Annotated in this window: 10 protein-coding genes, 1 pseudogene and 1 riboswitch; all 11 genes and pseudogenes read right to left on the reverse strand. The window is 46.3% G+C overall.

Annotation, left to right across the window (positions count from 1 at the left end):
- Window positions 1-63: 63 nt before the first annotated feature.
- Window positions 64-1,080 carry an iron ABC transporter permease gene (locus M1L52_RS03915; RefSeq protein WP_248613530.1) on the reverse strand — a complete coding sequence of 339 codons (1,017 nt, stop codon included), beginning with the start codon at window positions 1,078-1,080 and terminating at the stop codon, window positions 64-66.
- The gene (locus M1L52_RS03920; protein ID WP_248613531.1) at window positions 1,077-2,237 is read right to left on the reverse strand and encodes an ABC transporter substrate-binding protein; all 1,161 of its coding nucleotides are present in this window, start codon (window positions 2,235-2,237) and stop codon (window positions 1,077-1,079) included. Before M1L52_RS03920 ends, M1L52_RS03915 begins: the two co-directional genes overlap by 4 nt.
- Before the next feature lie 7 nt (window positions 2,238-2,244).
- Entirely contained in the window at window positions 2,245-9,156 is a 6,912-nt protein-coding gene (locus tag M1L52_RS03925; RefSeq protein ID WP_248613532.1) for a DUF4465 domain-containing protein, read from the reverse strand.
- Window positions 9,157-9,177: 21 nt separating this feature from the next.
- Window positions 9,178-10,191 carry a hypothetical protein gene (locus M1L52_RS03930; protein WP_248613533.1) on the reverse strand — a complete coding sequence of 338 codons (1,014 nt, stop codon included), beginning with the start codon at window positions 10,189-10,191 and terminating at the stop codon, window positions 9,178-9,180.
- A 37-nt stretch (window positions 10,192-10,228) separates the two neighbouring features.
- Window positions 10,229-11,404: a YncE family protein gene (locus M1L52_RS03935; protein ID WP_248613534.1), complete on the reverse strand. Its 1,176-nt coding sequence runs from the start codon at window positions 11,402-11,404 to the stop codon at window positions 10,229-10,231.
- Between the two features lie 85 nt (window positions 11,405-11,489).
- Entirely contained in the window at window positions 11,490-13,562 is a 2,073-nt protein-coding gene (locus tag M1L52_RS03940; RefSeq protein ID WP_410896764.1) for a TonB-dependent receptor, read from the reverse strand.
- A 52-nt stretch (window positions 13,563-13,614) separates the two neighbouring features.
- A riboswitch (cobalamin riboswitch) is annotated at window positions 13,615-13,822 on the reverse strand.
- 114 nt (window positions 13,823-13,936) lie between these two features.
- Window positions 13,937-14,456 (reverse strand): annotated as a pseudogene (locus tag M1L52_RS03945) (virulence RhuM family protein); the annotation flags it as partial.
- Between the two features lie 183 nt (window positions 14,457-14,639).
- Window positions 14,640-16,010: an ATP-binding protein gene (locus tag M1L52_RS03950; RefSeq protein ID WP_248613535.1), complete on the reverse strand. Its 1,371-nt coding sequence runs from the start codon at window positions 16,008-16,010 to the stop codon at window positions 14,640-14,642.
- A 1-nt stretch (window position 16,011) separates the two neighbouring features.
- Window positions 16,012-16,629, reverse strand: coding sequence for a DUF4062 domain-containing protein (locus M1L52_RS03955; RefSeq protein WP_248613536.1), 618 nt, complete (start codon window positions 16,627-16,629; stop codon window positions 16,012-16,014).
- 120 nt (window positions 16,630-16,749) lie between these two features.
- Entirely contained in the window at window positions 16,750-17,454 is a 705-nt protein-coding gene (locus M1L52_RS03960; RefSeq protein WP_248613537.1) for a hypothetical protein, read from the reverse strand.
- Between the two features lie 51 nt (window positions 17,455-17,505).
- Window positions 17,506-19,296 carry a phospholipase D-like domain-containing protein gene (locus tag M1L52_RS03965; RefSeq protein WP_248613538.1) on the reverse strand — a complete coding sequence of 597 codons (1,791 nt, stop codon included), beginning with the start codon at window positions 19,294-19,296 and terminating at the stop codon, window positions 17,506-17,508.

Raw genomic sequence — 19,296 nt, forward strand, 5'->3', positions numbered from 1 at the left:
CCTGCTGATAAGCAACTTAGAGAATCCGCAAAATCCGTGTAATCCGTTGTGGTCTATTATAAATCAGTTTCTTCCCTTACTTATTACATAGATAATGACTGGAGCACCCATCAGCGGTGTTACAGCCCCGAGTGGTATTACCCCACTCTCTCCAGGAAGGAAACAAACGATGTTACACAACAGTGCAACAACCGAGCCGCAAAGAATGGTGGCAGGCATCAGCACACGATGATTGTCTGTATGCAGCAGCAGACGCGCCATATGGGGCACCGCAAGACCAATAAATGATATGGGACCACAGAAAGCGGTGGTTATGGCAGTGAGCAATCCCGTCACGACGAGCAGCATGTTGCGCACCCTATATACTGATACACCAAGATTCTCTGCGTAGCGGTCGCCAAGCAACAGCGCGTTGAGAGGTTTTATGAGCAGCAGCGATGCTATAATACCCAACAGGGTAAAGGTTGCGAAGATGGGCATGTGTCCCATTGATACGCCGCCAAACGTTCCCATTCCCCAAACCATATAGGATTTCACACCCTCGTCGGTAGCAAAGAACTGCAACAACGAGATGGCCGAGCTTGACACATAGCCTATCATTATGCCTATGATGAGCAGCATGACATTGCTTCTCACCACAGTAGAGAAGAAAAAGATTATCGCCATGACAGCCATAGCTCCCACAAACGCAGCAAGGATTATAGCCACATAGCCACTGAGACTCACTGAGCCGGCACCAATGCTTCCGCCAAGGAGCAACATGACGAGCGCCACACCCAGTCCGGCACCACTTGATATGCCGAAGATGCTTGGGTCTGCCAAGGCGTTGCGAAATGCTGTCTGCAACATCAGTCCGCTCACCGCCAGCGCCCCTCCGCAGAGCAGTGCCGTTATTGCCTGTGGCAGTCGGCTCTCCAGGACTATGTATCGCCACGATGCCTTGATGCCTTCGTCGTCACCACAAAGTATGCGTAATACGTCGGCAACAGGAATCCTTATTGATCCCGTCACTAGGCACAAGGCAAAAAGCAACACAACGAGCGAGGTGCCAATAATGAAAAAAAACTTCGTCTTCGTCATTCTAAGCTCCCTCCCCTGGGGAGGGTTGGGGTGGGTCCCACTTTATGATAATAACGTAATGGTGGCAAGTTTGTTATATCGGGGTGCAGTATTTGTATGAAGTCCTGTAACAATAGGTCGGGACGGAAAGGCGATTCCTCATAGAACATTGACGTTGTGACATTGCAACCATAGAGCTCGCCCGTCTTGGCAGGATTCAACTGCTTATAGCCAGGCTGTTCGCTTAATAGCTGCTTACGGGTGATGGGCTGTGGAGCATCATAACGGAAAAGCCACACATCGGCTTCGCCACATTTCTCCAGCATCGACTCAAAAGGCATGGCGAGCGAACCGCTACGCTTGTCGGAGGCAAAGGGATATACGCAACGTGCATCGCTGAGCATCTGTCCTATGGTGGACTGTCCTCCAGGCACATACCACACAGAGCCAGTCTGCTTGTCCATCAGCACCGAACGCATTGTTGTGGATGTCTTCACCATCTCCTTCAGTGCATGGTAGCTGCTGTCAACGATGGCAAACAGCGAGTCAGCTTCGCGCTCATGACCATATAGCATACCGTAGAAACGAATCCACTCTGCACGAGCTAGTGGCGACTGCTCCATATACTCAGCACACTCTATGAGCGGAATATCAATATCCTCCAGCTTACCGTAACCGCCCGAGTTCTCGAAAGGTGACAGCAGGATGGCATCAGCATCAGCATCTATGATTTTCTCTATGACTGGACTCATTCCGTCGCCACAGTCTATGATGCGACCTGCCTTCACCCCTTCTTGGATATAAGGCACCTTCATATACTTCAGGTCTGCCACGCCTGTGACCTGACTGCCAGCGTCGAGCTGACCTAAAAGAGCTGCATGTACACTCGTGAAGACCACGCTTCGCTGTAATGGCACACGCACCAAGGTCATTCCGTCATCAACAGCCTGCTGTGTTGTTTCGGCAGAGGGCACGAAGTAGTAGCGATGGAGTGTCTTACCTTCCTTCCATGGGTTCTTGATGTTCACCTCGGTATGGTCGGCATAGCGCACCACCTCGATGAGACGGGCATACTTGAAAGAGAGGGTATCGCCCTCCTCGCGGACAGTGGTCTTCCGACCATTGCCACACGAGAAGAGCGATACCGCTATCGTTAGTAGAACAAAGATTTTCTTCATACCATAATTACTTCACCACTACCTTGCGCACAGAGCCATCCTCCATACGGATGATGTTCATGCCATTAGACAGGCGCTGCATCTGACGACCGCCAAGGTCGAAGCGCTGCAGTTTGCCTGCGGTCTGAGGCATTGTCTTAATGCCAGTAGTGATTGGCTCCTCATTCTCAGGTGCCACTCCACCGAGGTTGTCCATGCAGAAGTAAGCAGGTGTGTTCATGCCCCACATGCCAGTGTCGCTGCTGCTCATGGTGAAGCCTAAGCGCTTAACCTTGCCAAGAGAGGTGAGGTCAACCCAGCGCCAGGTGTCAAGGATGTAAGCATTTGCAACATCGCGCAGATCAGCCAGGTAGAAGTCGACAGTGCCCGTCTGTTCTCCTGCAGCATCGTAGCCTGTAATGGTGAGCTTGAACCAGTCGTTAGTTCCGAATCTCTTTGCATAGCTGTCACCATGAGTCATTGAAGCGTAAGCATAAGCGGAGTTCGTTACGTAGAAGCCGCTAACAATCTCGCCGTCTTCGCTTGAGATAACCTCAACGCCCTTAGGTGTCCATTCGTTGACATTGTATGTTGCATAGGTCTTTGAGTCTTCTACGCCATGACCTACAACAGAGTTATACATCTCATTAGAGCCTGTAGATGTCTTTGAAGTGAGGTTGGTGTAGTAGAATCCATAAGCATAAGCACCATATTCGCTCAACTCATAGCCGTTCTCGAAGCGATAACCGCCAGAGACGAACGAGCCAGTGCCGTCGCTACCATTCCAATAGCTCTCGTCAGCCAGGTCGAGGTCTTCGAATGTTGCAGGACCCTCTGGCTTGCGAGGAGCCTCACCATTGAAGTCGTCAATACAGAAGTAGAGAGGTGTGGTGTAGCCCCATGAATTTTTGCGTGAGCTCTCCAGATGGAATGTAAGTTCTTTCACCTTACCCAGTTCAGAGAGGTCAACCCACTGCCAATTGTTAACATAGTAGTGGTCTTCATCATTCTCTGACGTATAGTCAGCCAGATAATAGTCAATGAAGTTATTGTTGTCGGCAGTGATAGTAAGCTTCAGGTAATCGCCCTTTTCGAATGCTCCAGGAGTAATGCCGTCGCCATTGAGGATGGCATTCACTGTAACAGCAGCATTAGTGATATAAAAACCACGGATAGAGTCACCGTCGGCCTTGTTAAGAACAGAGATGGTCATTGGTGCAAACTCATCCTCGAAGAACACAGCATAGTTGTCAGAATCGTTGTGTCCCTTACCTGTGCATGCATTGAACTGATCAGCCATTATATTAGCACCAGCTGTTGAGGTGTGGTTAGAATAGCTGAATCCTGACCATGAAGCCCAGTCGATAGAATAGTTATTTGAGAACTTATAGCTTCCGCTCAGGAAAGAACCCTGATACTGACTATCTCCATAGAGACCCTCTTCTATACTGCCCTTGGTGTCGGGACCTTTCCAGTGGCTCTCACTTGGGAGGAAGAGGTTCTCAAAGTCGGCAGCGATAGCCTCACCAGTAACGATGATACGGCAGGTATCATTAGCCTCGAACTTCTGGGCATCCTTGATGGTAACATAGTAGTCACCCGATTGCTCAGGAGTGATGTTAAGAACGATTTCCTCACCTTCTGCAGAAGTAATGATAGGCTCACCTACAATCTGGTTCTTGCTGTCGGTCCATGTCACGGTGTAAGGAGCCAAGCCACTTGCCACCATAACCTTCAGACTTGTCTCTGTGCCGCTTGCTACTGTAGTAACAGGCTCTGTGCAAGCAATCATCAGATCGATTGGTTCCATAGGAGTAGTGATGTCGCTGATGGTCTGCAGCTCGGTAACTACGCCATAAGCGCTCTCTACGAGCACATAAGCCTTATAGGCAGTCTTCTCACTAAGCGTATCGACCTTTACAGTAGCCTCAGCATCCTTGGTCAGTACGGCAGTATAGGTAGAAGCCTTCATAGCCTCAACTGTAGGAGCTTCGTCGGCAGCCTTCAGCACCATGACATAAGCCTTGCCAGCCATGTCGCTCTTCACGCTGACAACAACCTCGTTGAAAGCTGTTGCAGCAGCTGTGGGATAGCCCTCTGCGATAACAGGAACACGAGTTCTGTTGGGATTATATTCGTAAGCACCGATAGAGATGTTCTCTTCTGGACGGGCTGTGCCGTTCACGTCGGTAGTCACATAGTCGAGCTTTATAGCCTTGAGCAGGTCGCCGTCGAGAGTTGTGGCAGGCTCCAGAATATCGTCGCTGACAAATGTAACCTGCTTGTTGATGCAACCAGTAGCAGAAGTCTTCTCAACGAAGGCGGCAAAGTCGCCGTCTGTGCTTGAAGAAGCACGGAAGAATTTCTCACCGGCAGCATACATAAGGTTGTTCTGGAAGTTAATCTTGCTTGTGGCTAAGTTGGCATCATTATAGATGTTAACAGCATAGCCGCTGGTCTCGTTCTGTATGATATTGTTCACCACGTTCACATTGCCGTATCCATCAGAGAGGGCAGACGAAGCCCAGAAGGTTGCGCCACCATTGGCACCAGTCATGCGGAAGGTGTTGTTGGCAATGTTCACATACTTCATCTTAGCACCAGAGAGTTTGAACGTGCTACAGCTTGCGTTGGTAGATGCAAGATTAATTACATTGTTAGCAATTATAGCAGGAGCTGCTTCTGTTGCTTCCATCTGACGAACGTAAATAGCAACAACAGTGTTTGAAGAAGCGAGATTGAAGATATTGCCAGTAATCTCAGTAGCTTCTGCATGCTCGTCGCGTACATTGATGTCGATAACGCCATTGCTTATCTTCACTTCGCTATTGTCAATGATGAAAGTATTGTTACGAATCTTTGCACCCAGCTCATCATATGAGTACAACATGAAGCGACCATTGTTCTTGAAGGTGTTGCCCTCAATAACAGCACCTACCTCCTTAGGAAGAGCAACTGTGTTGGTACCACCCATATAAACACCATACTTACCACCTTCAAGGATACAGTTCTTAACGGTGAGATAGTCGTTGTTCTTGTTCTCCTCGTCAATGATGGTATGACCTACCAAAGCAGGACCGTCACCACTTGTTGAAGCATAGATATCGGTGTGGAGGTAGCAGCCATCGATGGTTGCATGACGGCTCTCGTCCTTAATCATCACTACGGCCTTATAGTTAAGGTCTGTGGTGTAAACCTCGAGGTTCTTCAGCGTGACATAGCTTGCCTGATAGAGCGTGATGACACCATAGTCCTTCTTGTGCTGATCATCGCTGTAGCCACCTGTGGTGTAGTTGTTGTGATAGATCTTAACGTCGCGCTGTCCGCTCTCACTCTCAATGGTGAGGGTGTTCACGCTACCCATACCTTTAATATAAGGTACTCGTACCTTCTCATTGTACTCGCCGGCCTTGATCTTTAGAACCACAGGACCTTCCATGCCCAGTGTGTTCATGTCGTCGATAGCGCCCTGGATGGTTGCATAGTCGCCACCCTGACCAACGGTATAGGTGCCGCTCTTGCCGCTTGCAACGGTGATAGTTGCTGTAGCTGGCTCAGTGACGTCAATAGCAGCGCCGTTGACCACGACAGAGTTGAGAGTTGCCGTAGCGGTCTGTCCTACTTCTGCTGTTGTCTTCACATCATAGGTGAGCCAGAAGTAATAAGTACCGCTATTGGTGATCTGATAGTTCTCAGCAAACTCAGTATTGGTAGAGAATGTTGTCGTTGTACCTGTTGTGTAGATGTGGGAAGCCTCGACAGGCTCACCGTCTGCACCTGTGATATTGAAGGCAGTGATGGTGGCAGGAGTAAGCTCACCCTTTGCCTCTACTGCAATCTTCAGCATCTTCACATCAGCCTGACCTTTCAGAACTTCATTGACAGAGATGTCCTCTGTGGTGATGCCAGTAATGGCAACGTCACTCTTCTTGTAACCTTCAACAGTAATGCCGAAGTTTGGCTTGGTGTAACTACCTGCACCTATATACTTAATGGTGACAGGACCATCAACGACGAATGGGTCGAACTTTGTAGAAGAGCCAGTGAGTTTAAGAAGTTCCTTGCTGTCGTCAACCTCTGTTCCCTCGTAGATATAGAGGTAAGCTGTATAGGCGAAAGAGATTCCCAGGTTTGTAAGCTTCAGGCTCTCAGCCTCGCCAGTAGGCTGTATCGTCACAACAGCCTCTACGCCGTCGGCGCCATCACCCTCAGCGCCACCGTCATCATAGATAGCCATCTGCTTGCCCAGTCCAAGGCTCATAGTGCCGTGGTTACCGCTTGTCATGAGCAACTGGTTCTTCAGTGTGCGTGCACCCTCTGGGTCGCCAGCGGTGGCGGTGACGTCGGCGGAGCCTACGTGAACGCTGACAACAGCAGCGTCGATGGTATGGTTCTCAGTAGCATCAGAGCTGATGTCAGCCTTAACAACGAAGGCGTTGTTGCCCTCAGCCAATGTTACAGGCTCAGAGAAAGCAACTTCAACCTCGGCAGCTGCAACAGCCTCGCCAAGCTTTGTCTCGCCCTTCCAAACGCTTACCTTGACGATGTTTGCCTCAGTACCCTTCAGAGAGAGCTTCATGCTGCTCATTGAGAGCTGGTTGAGGTTACCATCTGTGAACACATTTACATTAAGCAGTTCCTGCTCATTAGCACCAATAGAAGCATCGGCTGTTGTTGCCTGTGCAGCCTCAACAGCTGTTACTGCCATATCCTTTGACTGATATTCAGAGACAGTAGCCTTCCAACCATCGAGAGAATAGTAAGAAGAATTAGGTGAAAATGCAACGGTCAGCGCACCATCGGCAGCTGTAGAGCGGACAATTGTCTCAGGTCCAACGTTCTGCTTAGCATTGTCATCAAGCTCCCAGAGCTTTTCGCCTGTAGTGCCTTGTCCAGCATAGATGGCGAACTTAGCACGGGTGCCGTATGATGAGCTTGCATAGTAAACTGCGAATGATGAGAAGTCAATCTGACAAACCATACCCTCGTGCTTAGGAACGAAGATATTGATGCGGTCGTCAGTACCATACTCGTATTTAGTAGAGTACTCACTTGCAGGCTTTGTCTCGAAAGCCATAGAACCATTAACGATCTTGGTCACTGTGCCCTGATCTTTCTGCGAGAGAACGATGTTCTTCACATTGCGTGTTACCTCAGGAGTATTGGCAGGAGCATTTACGGTTTTCTCGACATTATTTACGAGAGCTGTCACGCTGACAACGCTGGCAGCAATCTCGTCGTCATTGACTACCTCATCGCTGATGTCATAGGCAAGAGTGAAGAGGTTGTCGCCCTCAACGAGAGCAACGGGAGATGTGAGAGCTATCTCGAAGGTAGCACCTTCAAAGGCTGTGCATTCGCCAACGACTGCTGCGTTCTGGAGCAGATAGGCCTTAGCGATATGGCTTGCACTTGCACCAGCAGAGAATGTCATCTTAGTAAGCTGTGCAGCAGGCTCAGTATTCTCTGTCTTTACGTTGACAGTCAGCATCTCCTGCTTCATGTCACTAGCAGCAACAGTTCCTTCTCCGGCAGCACTAACTGCCAGAGTGTTAACGTCCATAGGCTGTGGAGTGAAAAGACTCACAGTAGCCTCGAATCCGTCGGCAGCAACATCATTGCTGGCATCGCTATAGAGCACTACAGTCAGTGAGCCATCGTCGGCAGTAGAGCGAACGAGAGCCGTCTCACCCTGTTGAAGAGTCTTTATGAGCTTGTCAGCATTTACCTCCTGACCAGCATAGATGCGCAGTTCCTGATTATAGTACGATCCGTGCCAGATGTTGTTCTTGGTGAAGTCAACCATCACCTTCTTACCTTCTACACCAGAGAGGAATGTTACCTGACCATTGGTCTTAGAAACGATGCCACCTTCCTTACCACCTTCGTCATAGAAGGCATAAGGAGTATCGCCTACTGTTACCACCTGTGATGTAGAAGTCATCAGCACGAGTGCTGGATTCTCTACCTCTACAGCGGTACCTGCAGCAAACGGTGTTATGCCGTCAGCCTGGGCTGTGGTAGCTATCTTTGTTATATCTACCTGCACCTTTGCGCCTATGGCAGCAGTGCCGAGGATGTCACCCTTAATAGTGAAGGTTGTTGTGCCATCGGCAAGTGCCTCGTCGAGCACAAACTTATAGTTATCGCCATCAGCCTCAACTGAAGCAGTAACCTGTGTGTCGCCTTTAAAGAGTTTCAGGACTGCTGGGTCAACAGCACCCTCGTTCTTTGTCATTGTGAAGTGGATAGCCTTCACGTGGTCTGGGTTCATCACGCCAGTAGCGGTGACGAAAGCATTTGCCAGTGTTACATTCTGCTTTACAGAAGGAACAGCAACCACACCTTCGTAGTTAGAGCCAGCACCAGTTACAGTCATGTTCTCCAACTGAACACACTTTACCTTGGCAACCCAACCTTCACATTCGTTAGAGTTGCGATGCATGAAGCCTACTGACAAAGCGCCGTCAGCTGTGCCAGATGTGTATGTGGCTGGAAGCGAAGGCTTGTTGTCATTGTTTATCTTTTCGGCAATTAGTGTACCTGACATGCCTGAAAGACTTGTTGAAGACGTAATACTACTTGTTGACGTTGCCCATGAAAAAGCATCGTCACTATCTGCTATGCCATCATACAAGTTAATGTACAAATAATAGCTGGTGCTATACTGGTTCAGATCTAATTTTTCAAATGTAATCTGAACAGACTTGCCTGCTTCGACAGGCTTGAACACGGTAAGCGACTGTGCATTGTAAGAATTCTGATCATCAATGTCCGCCGTTCCCCATGGGTCGTAGAACGTGATGACCTCATCCGTAGCAACTTCAATCACTTGCTTTCCGAACTGCAGCTGGTTAACCTCTCTGTCGGCCCAGGCCCCGAGAGGCATGAGCAGCAGTGCTAACCATAACAGCAGCGATTGCTTGAAATTTTGTTTCATATTGTTTGATTTTTAGGTGAATTATTTGATTAGTATTTTCTTTGTTGTTCCATTCTCAAGCTGGATGATATTGATTCCCCGATGCGTTTGGCTTAAACGCTGTCCGTGAACGGTAAGAACGCTCCGAGCGTTTGGCCTAAACGCTCTGGAGGATATGCCCACCGTCTCGTTAGGATGGAGATCTTCAGCACCCAGAATCTCCGTTGAGGTCTCACCGATGCTGCCGCACCATTGGTTCATGGCGTTCTGGCAGCGAATGAAGTCGGCATATTCCAAAGTGACGGTCTGTCCCTGCTTGTTGACAGCCCACGAAAGGTCGAATGAACAGCCTTCGCGGTTCTCGTTGGGCTGATTGTCGGCATAGCCATAGTCGAAGGCAGGCAGGAAATAAGCCTGTGTGCCGTCTGTGTATTGGCCGAGATAGGCATTGTCGGGCAGTCGGCAACCAGTGAAGGTGAGCGTCTGCTGGGCGGTGAGCCACAATGGGAAGTATTCCTGCTTGTGATACTTCAGTCGTTTCACCTCGCCCGTCTGCTCATGATTGTCTGTCCAAGCGACAACCTGCTTCTCGCCAGCGTAGGTATAGGTAATCTGATAGTTGTGGATAGTTGCCAGATTGTCATACTCCGAGCCCTTCAGCTCATACCACTCGTCATCGGGCAGTCCGTTGTTGTTCGCATCTTGCGACACCCACACCGTTGCGGGCTCAGCATTGTTCTCAAACGCATTGCCCCACACGGCAAAGTCGCGCTGTCCTTCCACATTAACTATCGGATGATCGAAGTGGAATGTCACATAGCCTCCGCAAGCTCCAAGGGTAATCATGTTTCCGTTTTTGTTCTCACCAGCAATGGCATCAGTACATTTCTGTGCCATCGTGGCAGGTGTGTCTTCAGCTGTGGCAGCCGGCAACACATTGACGAACTGTCCAGGTGCAGGCACATACTCGTCAACAGCCTGAATATACTTCGACTGTGCTGTCGCCATCAGTGGCAACATTGCCATACAGATGATAGATAGTAAACCTTTCTTCATTCTCAACTCTCAATTCTTAACTCTCAATTCTCAACTCTCAATTCTTAATTCTCAATTCTCTCCAGCACGCATGTCCAGGTATGTCGCCTGTGGAAGTCTTCCACTTGAACTTTCCCTTTGCATCGTAGCAGAAGAGCCATCCGTTAGACACATAGTTTGTTGCATCCATGACATAAATGTCGCCCGTCACAGGGTGAACCATCAGTCCGTAGGCTGTCTCTATATCGTCAAGATTATCTATGAGCTTTTCACTCACAAGGGCATGACTCTTTATGTCTATCACGCCAGAATAGTAATAGTCGGCCTCCTCGTGGGTATCGTCAACGCCAATGAAGCAAAGAGAGTCGCCACGGAAGGCGATGTCGGTAACAGGAGTATCAAAGGTCTTCGCCACAGCCATAGCGCCTGTCTGTGAGTCCTTTGTCAACAGATAGAGACGCGCTGGTGTCGTGATATGGTCGCCATGTGTCGTAGCCCAGAGCTGTCCATATTGGTCGGCACGAAGTCGGAAGAGATTAGGGCCAACGTCAATCATGCTCTCCTGTTGGAAGGTCTTCAGGTCAATGACGCTTATTCGTCTATCATAGCCCTTGCCCTGCATGGCACTATAGCCACCGCTGTTGGCAACATATAGCTTTCCATCTACGACAGCCATCTCCTCTGGCTGGTATCCCACGCTGACCTGACCTTTTATCTCAAGTGAAAGAGTATCAATCTTATACACGCTGCCCAAGACTGACGTGCCTCCCACCTTGCCAACGAAGCTCGACACATAGGCATAGCCTTCATGGAAGGCCAGATAGCGACAGTTGGGCACATCGACATGTCCGAACGAACGGGCTGAGTCGGCACTGCACACCTCCACCTTGTTGGAACAGTTGATGACGAGCCACAGCTTCGAACCGTATATCTTACAGTCGTTGCCCACATCGCCAAGTTCCTTCACCTGATTAGGGTTCCGCGACGGAAAGATGTTCTGATAGTAGCGTCCATCGTGCAGGTCAAGGTAGTCCAAAGTGGCTTTGTTTGCGCCCATATTTCCTTCGCAGAGCACATACATACCCACATACTCCGTAAAGACCTTCTCGTTGGTCTCCTGAACGGTAGGCATGACCACGTCGTCATCCTTGCGGCATGAGGCAATAGCCAATAACATCAATAGTGCTATCGTCACCCATTTCGTATATTTTATTTTCTCTCTGTACCTCATCATTTATATCGTCATTATATCATCTAAAATCTATAGTCTTCAATCGTCTGTAGTCTAAAGTCTATAGTCAAAAATCTGTAGTCTAAAGTCAAAACATCATCTCTAGTCCTAGCGTGAAGTTTCTTCCTGGCATAGGATAGTTGGCTATTACGTCATATTGTTGGTCAAACAAGTTATTGGCCTCGAGCGACAGTCGCATATCAGCTTTCTTCAGCGAGAAGCGATAGGATGCCGTGAGATCGCTTGTGTACCATGGCTGCATATAGTTATAGTCGTTGTTCACCTGCGCGTTCCATCGTTCGCCAGTATAGAGGAAGCTGTAGTTAAGCGACCATCGCTTGTAGTCCAGTCCCACAATCAGAGAGCCTGAATGCTCTGGAATATATGGTATCTGATGACGATAGAACGGCTTTCGCGAGTCGGTCACATCGATGGACTTTTGATAGGTGTATTGAGCGCGGAGAGTAAGGCCTACCCCCTGCCCCTCCCCAAGGGAGGGGAGATGAAATAGTTCTTCTAAGGGGAGATATAGTGAGGTCACTACGTCGATGCCCCGTATATCTACTTCTCCGAGGTTTAGCATGGTCCAGCGGAACTGCTGTCCTTTCGGATAGGCAATAATCTTGTCTTTCACCTTATTATAATATGCATCGGCCTGAAGGGTGAAGAAGACGCTTGACTGGAAATGACGACTGATGAGCAGACCCGCATCGAACTGCGTGGCCTTCTCTGGTTTCAGCGCCGCATTGCCCAAGTCGGTGTAATAAAGGTCATTGAAAGTGGGCATACGATAGCTCTGCTTCACGTATGCCCGTAGCGACAGCCATTTGACATTGAAGGGATAGATGTTGGCAAACAGAGCTGGTGTCAGCTGGCTGTCAGTCTTTCGTTGTGTATTCTGTCTGGTATGATCGTTTACATAACTTCCCACTACCGATGCCTGCACCTTCAGTCGGCGATAGTCGATGGCTGTGGCAAGCGACAGCATGTGAGTCCAGCGTGTGGGATAGGCGAAGTTATAGGTGTCAGCATTAAGCTTGTTCCAGCGCAGGTCGTAACTCAGCGACGCGCTCCAGCCTGGCAGCATCTCAATGACGTTTGCAGTAGAGAGATACAGCTCCTGCTGACGATAGGTGTTGTCAACGGGCAGCACCGTAGTATCGCGATTGGCATAGTGGGTGTGATAATAGGCATATTTGGCGAGCCAGCGGGTGCTGAACCAGTTGCCAAGCGACTTCGAGTAGCTTGCCTGGAAAAATGTGTTCAGGTCTTGCTGACGCTCACCACGACTCCACACATTGTTTACTATCGCCCCTGGTATGCCACGGCTCGAGTTATAGACATAGCCTTTCATCTGCCACTGCCCTTGGTTAAGCACTCCGTGGAGGTTAAGTTCAACACGCTCGGCATGAATGTCACCGTTCTGACGCGTGGCAGTGGTGTCCCAAGCCACGGTACCGTCGAGGTTCTTCCTCCTGTAACGGAACTTATACTTTCCGCTGGCAGTCAGGAACTCGGCATTAGTGCTAAGGCTCACATCGCTGGAGAGGCGCTGTTCCCACAGCACAGAGGTACGCAGCATGTCGCTGGCACCATATTTCACACGGGCTTTGAAGTTGGTGTTCTTCCCTACCTCAAAACGCGGCATCTTAGTGCGCATATATACCGACGATGCCGAGGCGAAGTCGCTTGCAGCCTGGAAGATGGAGCTCTTCTGACCATTATAGAGTGACACCTCCTCAATATTATCTAGCGAGAACTGCGCCAGGTCTATCTGTCCGTTCTGTGCGTTGCCGAGGACTATGCCATCATAGCTCACAGCCAAGTGGTTAGTACCCATAGACCGTACGTCCACGGTCTTCACGCCGCCTATGCCTCCATAGTCCTTCAGCTGAATGCCAGAGAAATAGCGCATGGCATCGGCAACAGAATATGACGACAGGCGCTGAAGGTCCTTGCCTCCAAGCTTCTGCGACGGTATCACCTCGCGGAACGTAAGCTTCGACGTGATGACCACCTCGTTCACATGCTGCATAGAGTCCATGCGGCCTGTTGTGCGAGCCTTCACCTTTGACAATGGCACATGATTAGCCTGCTGCGACCATGTTGCAGTACAGCAAACAGACAAGCACAGCAATGTCAAAAGCAGTCCTCGGATCATGCCTTACGTTTCTTCTTACTTTTTCTCCGTGTGTCCTAACCCCAGAGGTACGCAGGGAGTTCTCTATCGTGGCAGGTCTTCTGACTCTGTTGCCCGATGCAAGCGTCTTCCCGAAAATGTCAGTGACTTGTCATGCTTGCATCGCTAAAAAGGCAACTTACAGCTGCGGGACAGTCGGGGATTCTCACCCGGCACACATTCCGTGTGCTTTTACGTTCCCTATTAATCGACGTAGTCGAACCACAATAGCGCTGCAAATTTATACAGAAAATACGAAACAACAAAAAAAACGGAAATAAATTATCCATTAGCACACAAAAAGCGCACAGAAAGTCGGTCTTTTGTGTGCATTATTCCCCGACATATCAAACAATCGCATAGATGTCCGTCAATTTCTGATAGAAACGTCGCTCAGACAGACGTATCTCACGAATCTCTGCTAACAGGTGTTCAAAGTAGTCCTCATCCAAAAACGTACCATTCTCCATTCGTTTTCTGTCCAGCACATAGCCACGAATGGCATACTCACGAAGCACACTTGTGGCCCACTGGCGGAACTGAGTAGCCCGGATACTATTGACACGATACCCCACACTGATGATGGCATCGAGGTTGTAAAACTGAAGCGTACGATTGACATCCCTGTTACCCTCACGTCGAACTACCGAAATTTTCTCGGTAGTTGCCTCCCTTTTTTAGTTCGTCTGTATCATAGATGTTCTGCAAATGCACACTTATATTGTCAGAGGTACAGTCGAACAACATTCCCATCGCCTTCTGGGTACACCATACCGTCTTGTCTTTATAGTATACCTCTACCCCCTATTCCTTCCCTTCTATCTGAAAGATCAGGAACTCAACTGTGCTATTTCTTATTTCTCTACGTTTTGCCATATTATATAACCTTTTTGTTCTTGCAGCTCTATTGTTTGATGAAAATGGATTAGGGGATACCCCATAATTCCGTTGCTATCGTATGCAGAAATTAGCCGATAATCGGATGAGTATTTATAACTTCTGGTTTGTGATAAATCATTAATAATCAAAGCAATACACCTTTTATCAGCTAAATATCGGCTAATGGTTAGCCAATACTACATACCTTGTAGCAGGACCAGAACCATCTTTCCGACAGAGGCGCGCATTTACCATCTGTTGCAGGTCGTTTTTGGCAGTCGGATCGGAAATCTTATAATTCCAATATTGCAGATAGTCTTGCTTAGAGAAACTGCCTCCTACCTTCTTTGTGGCTATATACTCAGTTATTCTGGCATTCAACCTAACGACATTTGGCGTGCGATATATGGTTAGTTTCGTTCTTCCGTCCAAACATTCCCATTCAGGCAATTTACGCTTCAAGTCATTCATCTGGTCGTGAATCAGTTTCAACCCTCTTCCTGTCTTTTCCATTTTTCCATCGACATAGAATATTTCTGCCATCAATGGATTTCTTGGAGTAGACACATGAGGAAGCACTACATTCTTTTTCTTTATCAGATTCTCTGGCATTGTTCCAGGGTTGATAATTTCAATTCTGTCTGCATAGATGAACACAAGCACTTCACCCGTTGTGTCGCTCATATCCCGATGAATCAGGGCATTCGTTACAGCCTCGTCCAAAACATCCTGTGGGTATTCCGAGTAATCTTTTCTGTCCCACTCCTTATGGTGGAATTCACTGACCATTGGCAGTCGATTTAGAAAGTAATCGCTTGCTCGTTTCGACAATTCCAGCAAATTTCCTTCCATCACTACTGTATCTTCATATTGGCTTGCCGCTTTTCCTCCCAGCATCACTTGTATCCGCATCCTGCTCTGCGGAAGAAATCTGGGAGCCTCTTGTCCAAACAAAGCCATTGCTCCATTCTTTACATTGGGGGTATCGACTAATTGCAGATTACCAAGGAATTTTTCTGGCGTATTGTTACGCTCGTCTAATCGGCCTCTTTCCAATCCTTTACTTACCACTTCGTGCATGAGATTTACATTCAGATCCTCCCATTCTGCGTCAAGACAAGTGCTTTTCTCCCAAGATGAGGATGAAGTCATTGAGCGGCGAATCAACAGGTTCACCTCGTCGGTATTTGGTTTGACAACCTGCTCGCCAGCCATTGTGTAATAACTTGAATCAAACGAATAGGGAGGCAGACCTCCTTTCATCACTGTCACCAGCACCACTTTGCCATCTTGATAATCCTCAGCATGAATGTATAACAGTGGAAGGGGCTTGATTCGCTGTACGGCATTTCGCTGAATATCAGCCACAACAGTTTCAACATCTACGCCAGTCCGCGCTCCATCCTCAGATGCACCTATAACAATCCATCCGCCGTCGTTATTCAGGAAGGCACACACTATTCGCATGACTGTTTCGGCATTATACCCTGCCAGCAGTCTAAGCCTTGCGCTCTCGTCTTTCTGCGAGAGCAATGCTTCTATAAACCCCATATTACTCATGACTTCCTATCAATTGCTTTATACGTTCAACATCCTTAAATTGTGCTTCCACGTGCAGCATCACGTCTTGCATGTTCCTATACTCTTGCACCCAGTTACCCTTCCTGCTTTTGGGAAGAGTATTATTCTGAATGGCAGCATTATACAACTCTATACACTCTGCATGGACCACTCTATTGGGACGTTCTACGATGCTTCCGTCACTTCGTTCTCTCTTTACAGAGTTCGGTATGTCACCAGTCGGTATCTTCATCAGGTTGGTAAACTGGCGTGCAAAAACCACGCGATAATCTGCCAGCACGAATCGTGGCATGTTTACCTTGAAAGCCACCTCAAACTCCTGCGCAGTGATGGATTTCTCTTCAGGCTTCAGGATACCCGTGCCAGTCAGAGGTCTGACGAATCCAAGGAAGACATCGCAACCCTCAACTCCTTTTAGGCAGTTCTCCACATTGCTCAACTTGCTGTCAAGGGGAATCGTTCCCTTGTGCGACATCATCACATCGTACCCATAGCCGTCCAGTGTAGAGTACACCATGTCCAACTGTGACTCAAAGTCATACACCGTTGATGATACGAACACCTTTATATGGTTCCTTTCTTGATACATATCTTATGGCTTTTGTAATTAAAACGTTTTAGTTCCTTATTCTATTGTTTACGTAAATGAATCAGGAGTCCCCGTGATTCAATTTTGATAACTGCGGGTTAGTCTTTCTATTATCTAAATTTAATAATAATTCACCCGCCCTGTTCCCTTACATCTATCGCAAGTAACTTTTATATATTGTCTACCGTCATAATCTGTATATATATCACTATCTTTTATATTTTGTAATTCTCTGCAATCTGGACAAGGAGGACAATTCTCTAATTCTTTTTTATATTCATTATAAATTAGCATAGCTTTATACATAGTAAATCTACGATCTTCATCACTTCTTAATTTCTTCCTTTCCTTATATTCTTTCAATAGAGAAAGAGCTTTTGATGAAGGTATATGCCCAGAACCACCACAGGTAAAACAGTTATGTCCAAAAAATTGTTCCCCTTTATTCCAGCCTCTACCATTACATTTTGTGCAAGTTTCAAAACGAAGATGAATCGGAATATATCCTGTACTTCCTTTAATTCCAGATGTTCGATTATTAGCACTATTATTAGCAGAATGATTAACACTCTGCTTAGATTTATCGTTTAAAAAACCATATAAGAAAATTGCTATGCCCATAATTATCACGACAACAAGCAGAACAAGACCAATCAAATCATCCAGTCCCCATCCATTATTATAATATTCTCTTCCATGATCTGAAGGAGCTGCATAGATTATGCTAAAGTTTAAAGATAACAATAAAATCAAACAAACGCATACTACTTTTATCGTATTCTTTAATTTATTATCACAGATAAACAAATCAATTATTTTATACATGTCACTTTTTATATTTCGCTAATTGTTTCTCTTCTGGTAAACGCTCCATTATTATTCTGTTCTAATGCTTTTACAATTTAATGATATTGGCTTAACAACCTTCCCATTTTTAAATGTTAGTGTTGTTACATGAATAGTTTCCTTCCCTTTAGCATTGACAAATTCGAATATGCCTGTTTTTGCATAATTCCCCGTAAAAGCCGTTATAGAAAAAGGTATTCTATTCTGTGTACTTTTCTTGCTATACAATTTGACAATAACCTCGTACTGGCCGTCTGGAAGTTTATTTTCCCAGATTATATTTTCTTGAGGATTTTCTCCTGCATTTTTAGGAATAGCATCATGATCCAAAGAACAAATACCACCATTATATTCTGATTTCAGGTGGCTGTAATAAATATCGTTATCGGTATCTATCGTCCCATTAGGCAGTATCAAGTGTAAATCCAAATCATCTTCGGTGTTCCATTTCAGATTTATTCTACACAGGCCATTATTACCTTTTAACTCTGTATCTTGTAGTGAACTAACAAATTCTTGCTGTTCTGTAATACTATTAGATTCTTCACGTAATGAATTAATTTCAGTATTATGCTTAGCCAAATTTCTGTTTATTCTATTAAGATCTGCTGTATGAGACTTTCTGAGGTCTAACAAACGAGCACTTTTCTTTTCTGGTGACAAACGCTTTGACTGAATAGCCTCTACCTTTATTTTATAATCACTTATTTTCTTGGCCTTCTTTGCAATCAAAGAATCAACCTTTCGTGTAATCGTTTCTATTTTGCGTTCATTTGTATCTATAGTTTTATATAATTCCTCAGACATTCCATTGATACTGGCATTAAAAAGATTGGTATCATGATTCTTTTCGTCCTCCACCTCTTTTTTTACCACCTCAAATATCTCAGAAGGAATTCTCTCTTCTGACACTTCTATTGGCAGGAGTTTATATATCTCTTTATATAATTCGCGTTGCTTTTTCTTTCCAACATCCGTTACTTGCTTGAAGTATTCTTCGCTATTGACATATCTATAAGAACAGGGATCAAAATCTTCTCTATCAGGCACATAATCTGGCATTTTATCAACGCGTCTGTTTTTTATCAATACAGCAAAAGCATCAATAAAAGAACGAATTACGTTTCCATTCTCTATTACAACTATATTTTCGTCGTTGTTTGTTTCAGCAAGTATAGTCCAATTGTATGAACCATCAATAACAATTTTATCATCAATGATACAAAACTTATTATGGATAAGTGATGGTGGCTCTGCAACATATAATTTAGCATCTGCTTCTACCAGCCTATCAAATGGTAGACCATTAATACGGTTGTTAATCCTATCATTATTGATAAGTAGCTGTACATTTACCCCCCTTTTACATGCCCGCCACAAAGCATTAAAGATAACGGGATTTGTAAACCATGCCATTGCGATTTTTAATGACTCCCTCGCTTGGGATACATGGTTAACTATTACATCTTGAATGTTTTCAAAATAGGCTTTACAATGAGGCAATTCTTCTTCATATTCGCGATGAATATATTTTGTGATTTCTGAATCTTCTGAGGCAATGTCATCAATAATCCGTTTCGCAGGACAAGATGTTACATATCCATCTTTCCATAGTTTATATTGGGCATCTTCTGAAGATTTAATATAGATCTTCATAAAGAAGGCTTCATCAACTATGTGATGTTTTTTGCATAACGAGATAAACGTATCATAATTATACCTATTTAAACCTTCAAATTGATTCTCGATAGCAAATAGTGCGTCATCTTCTGACAGCATATTATTCTGAATTAATTTCTTAATTAAAGAATCTATAACCAT

The sequence above is a fragment of the Prevotella sp. E13-27 genome (assembly GCF_023217965.1).
Taxonomy (GTDB): domain Bacteria; phylum Bacteroidota; class Bacteroidia; order Bacteroidales; family Bacteroidaceae; genus Prevotella.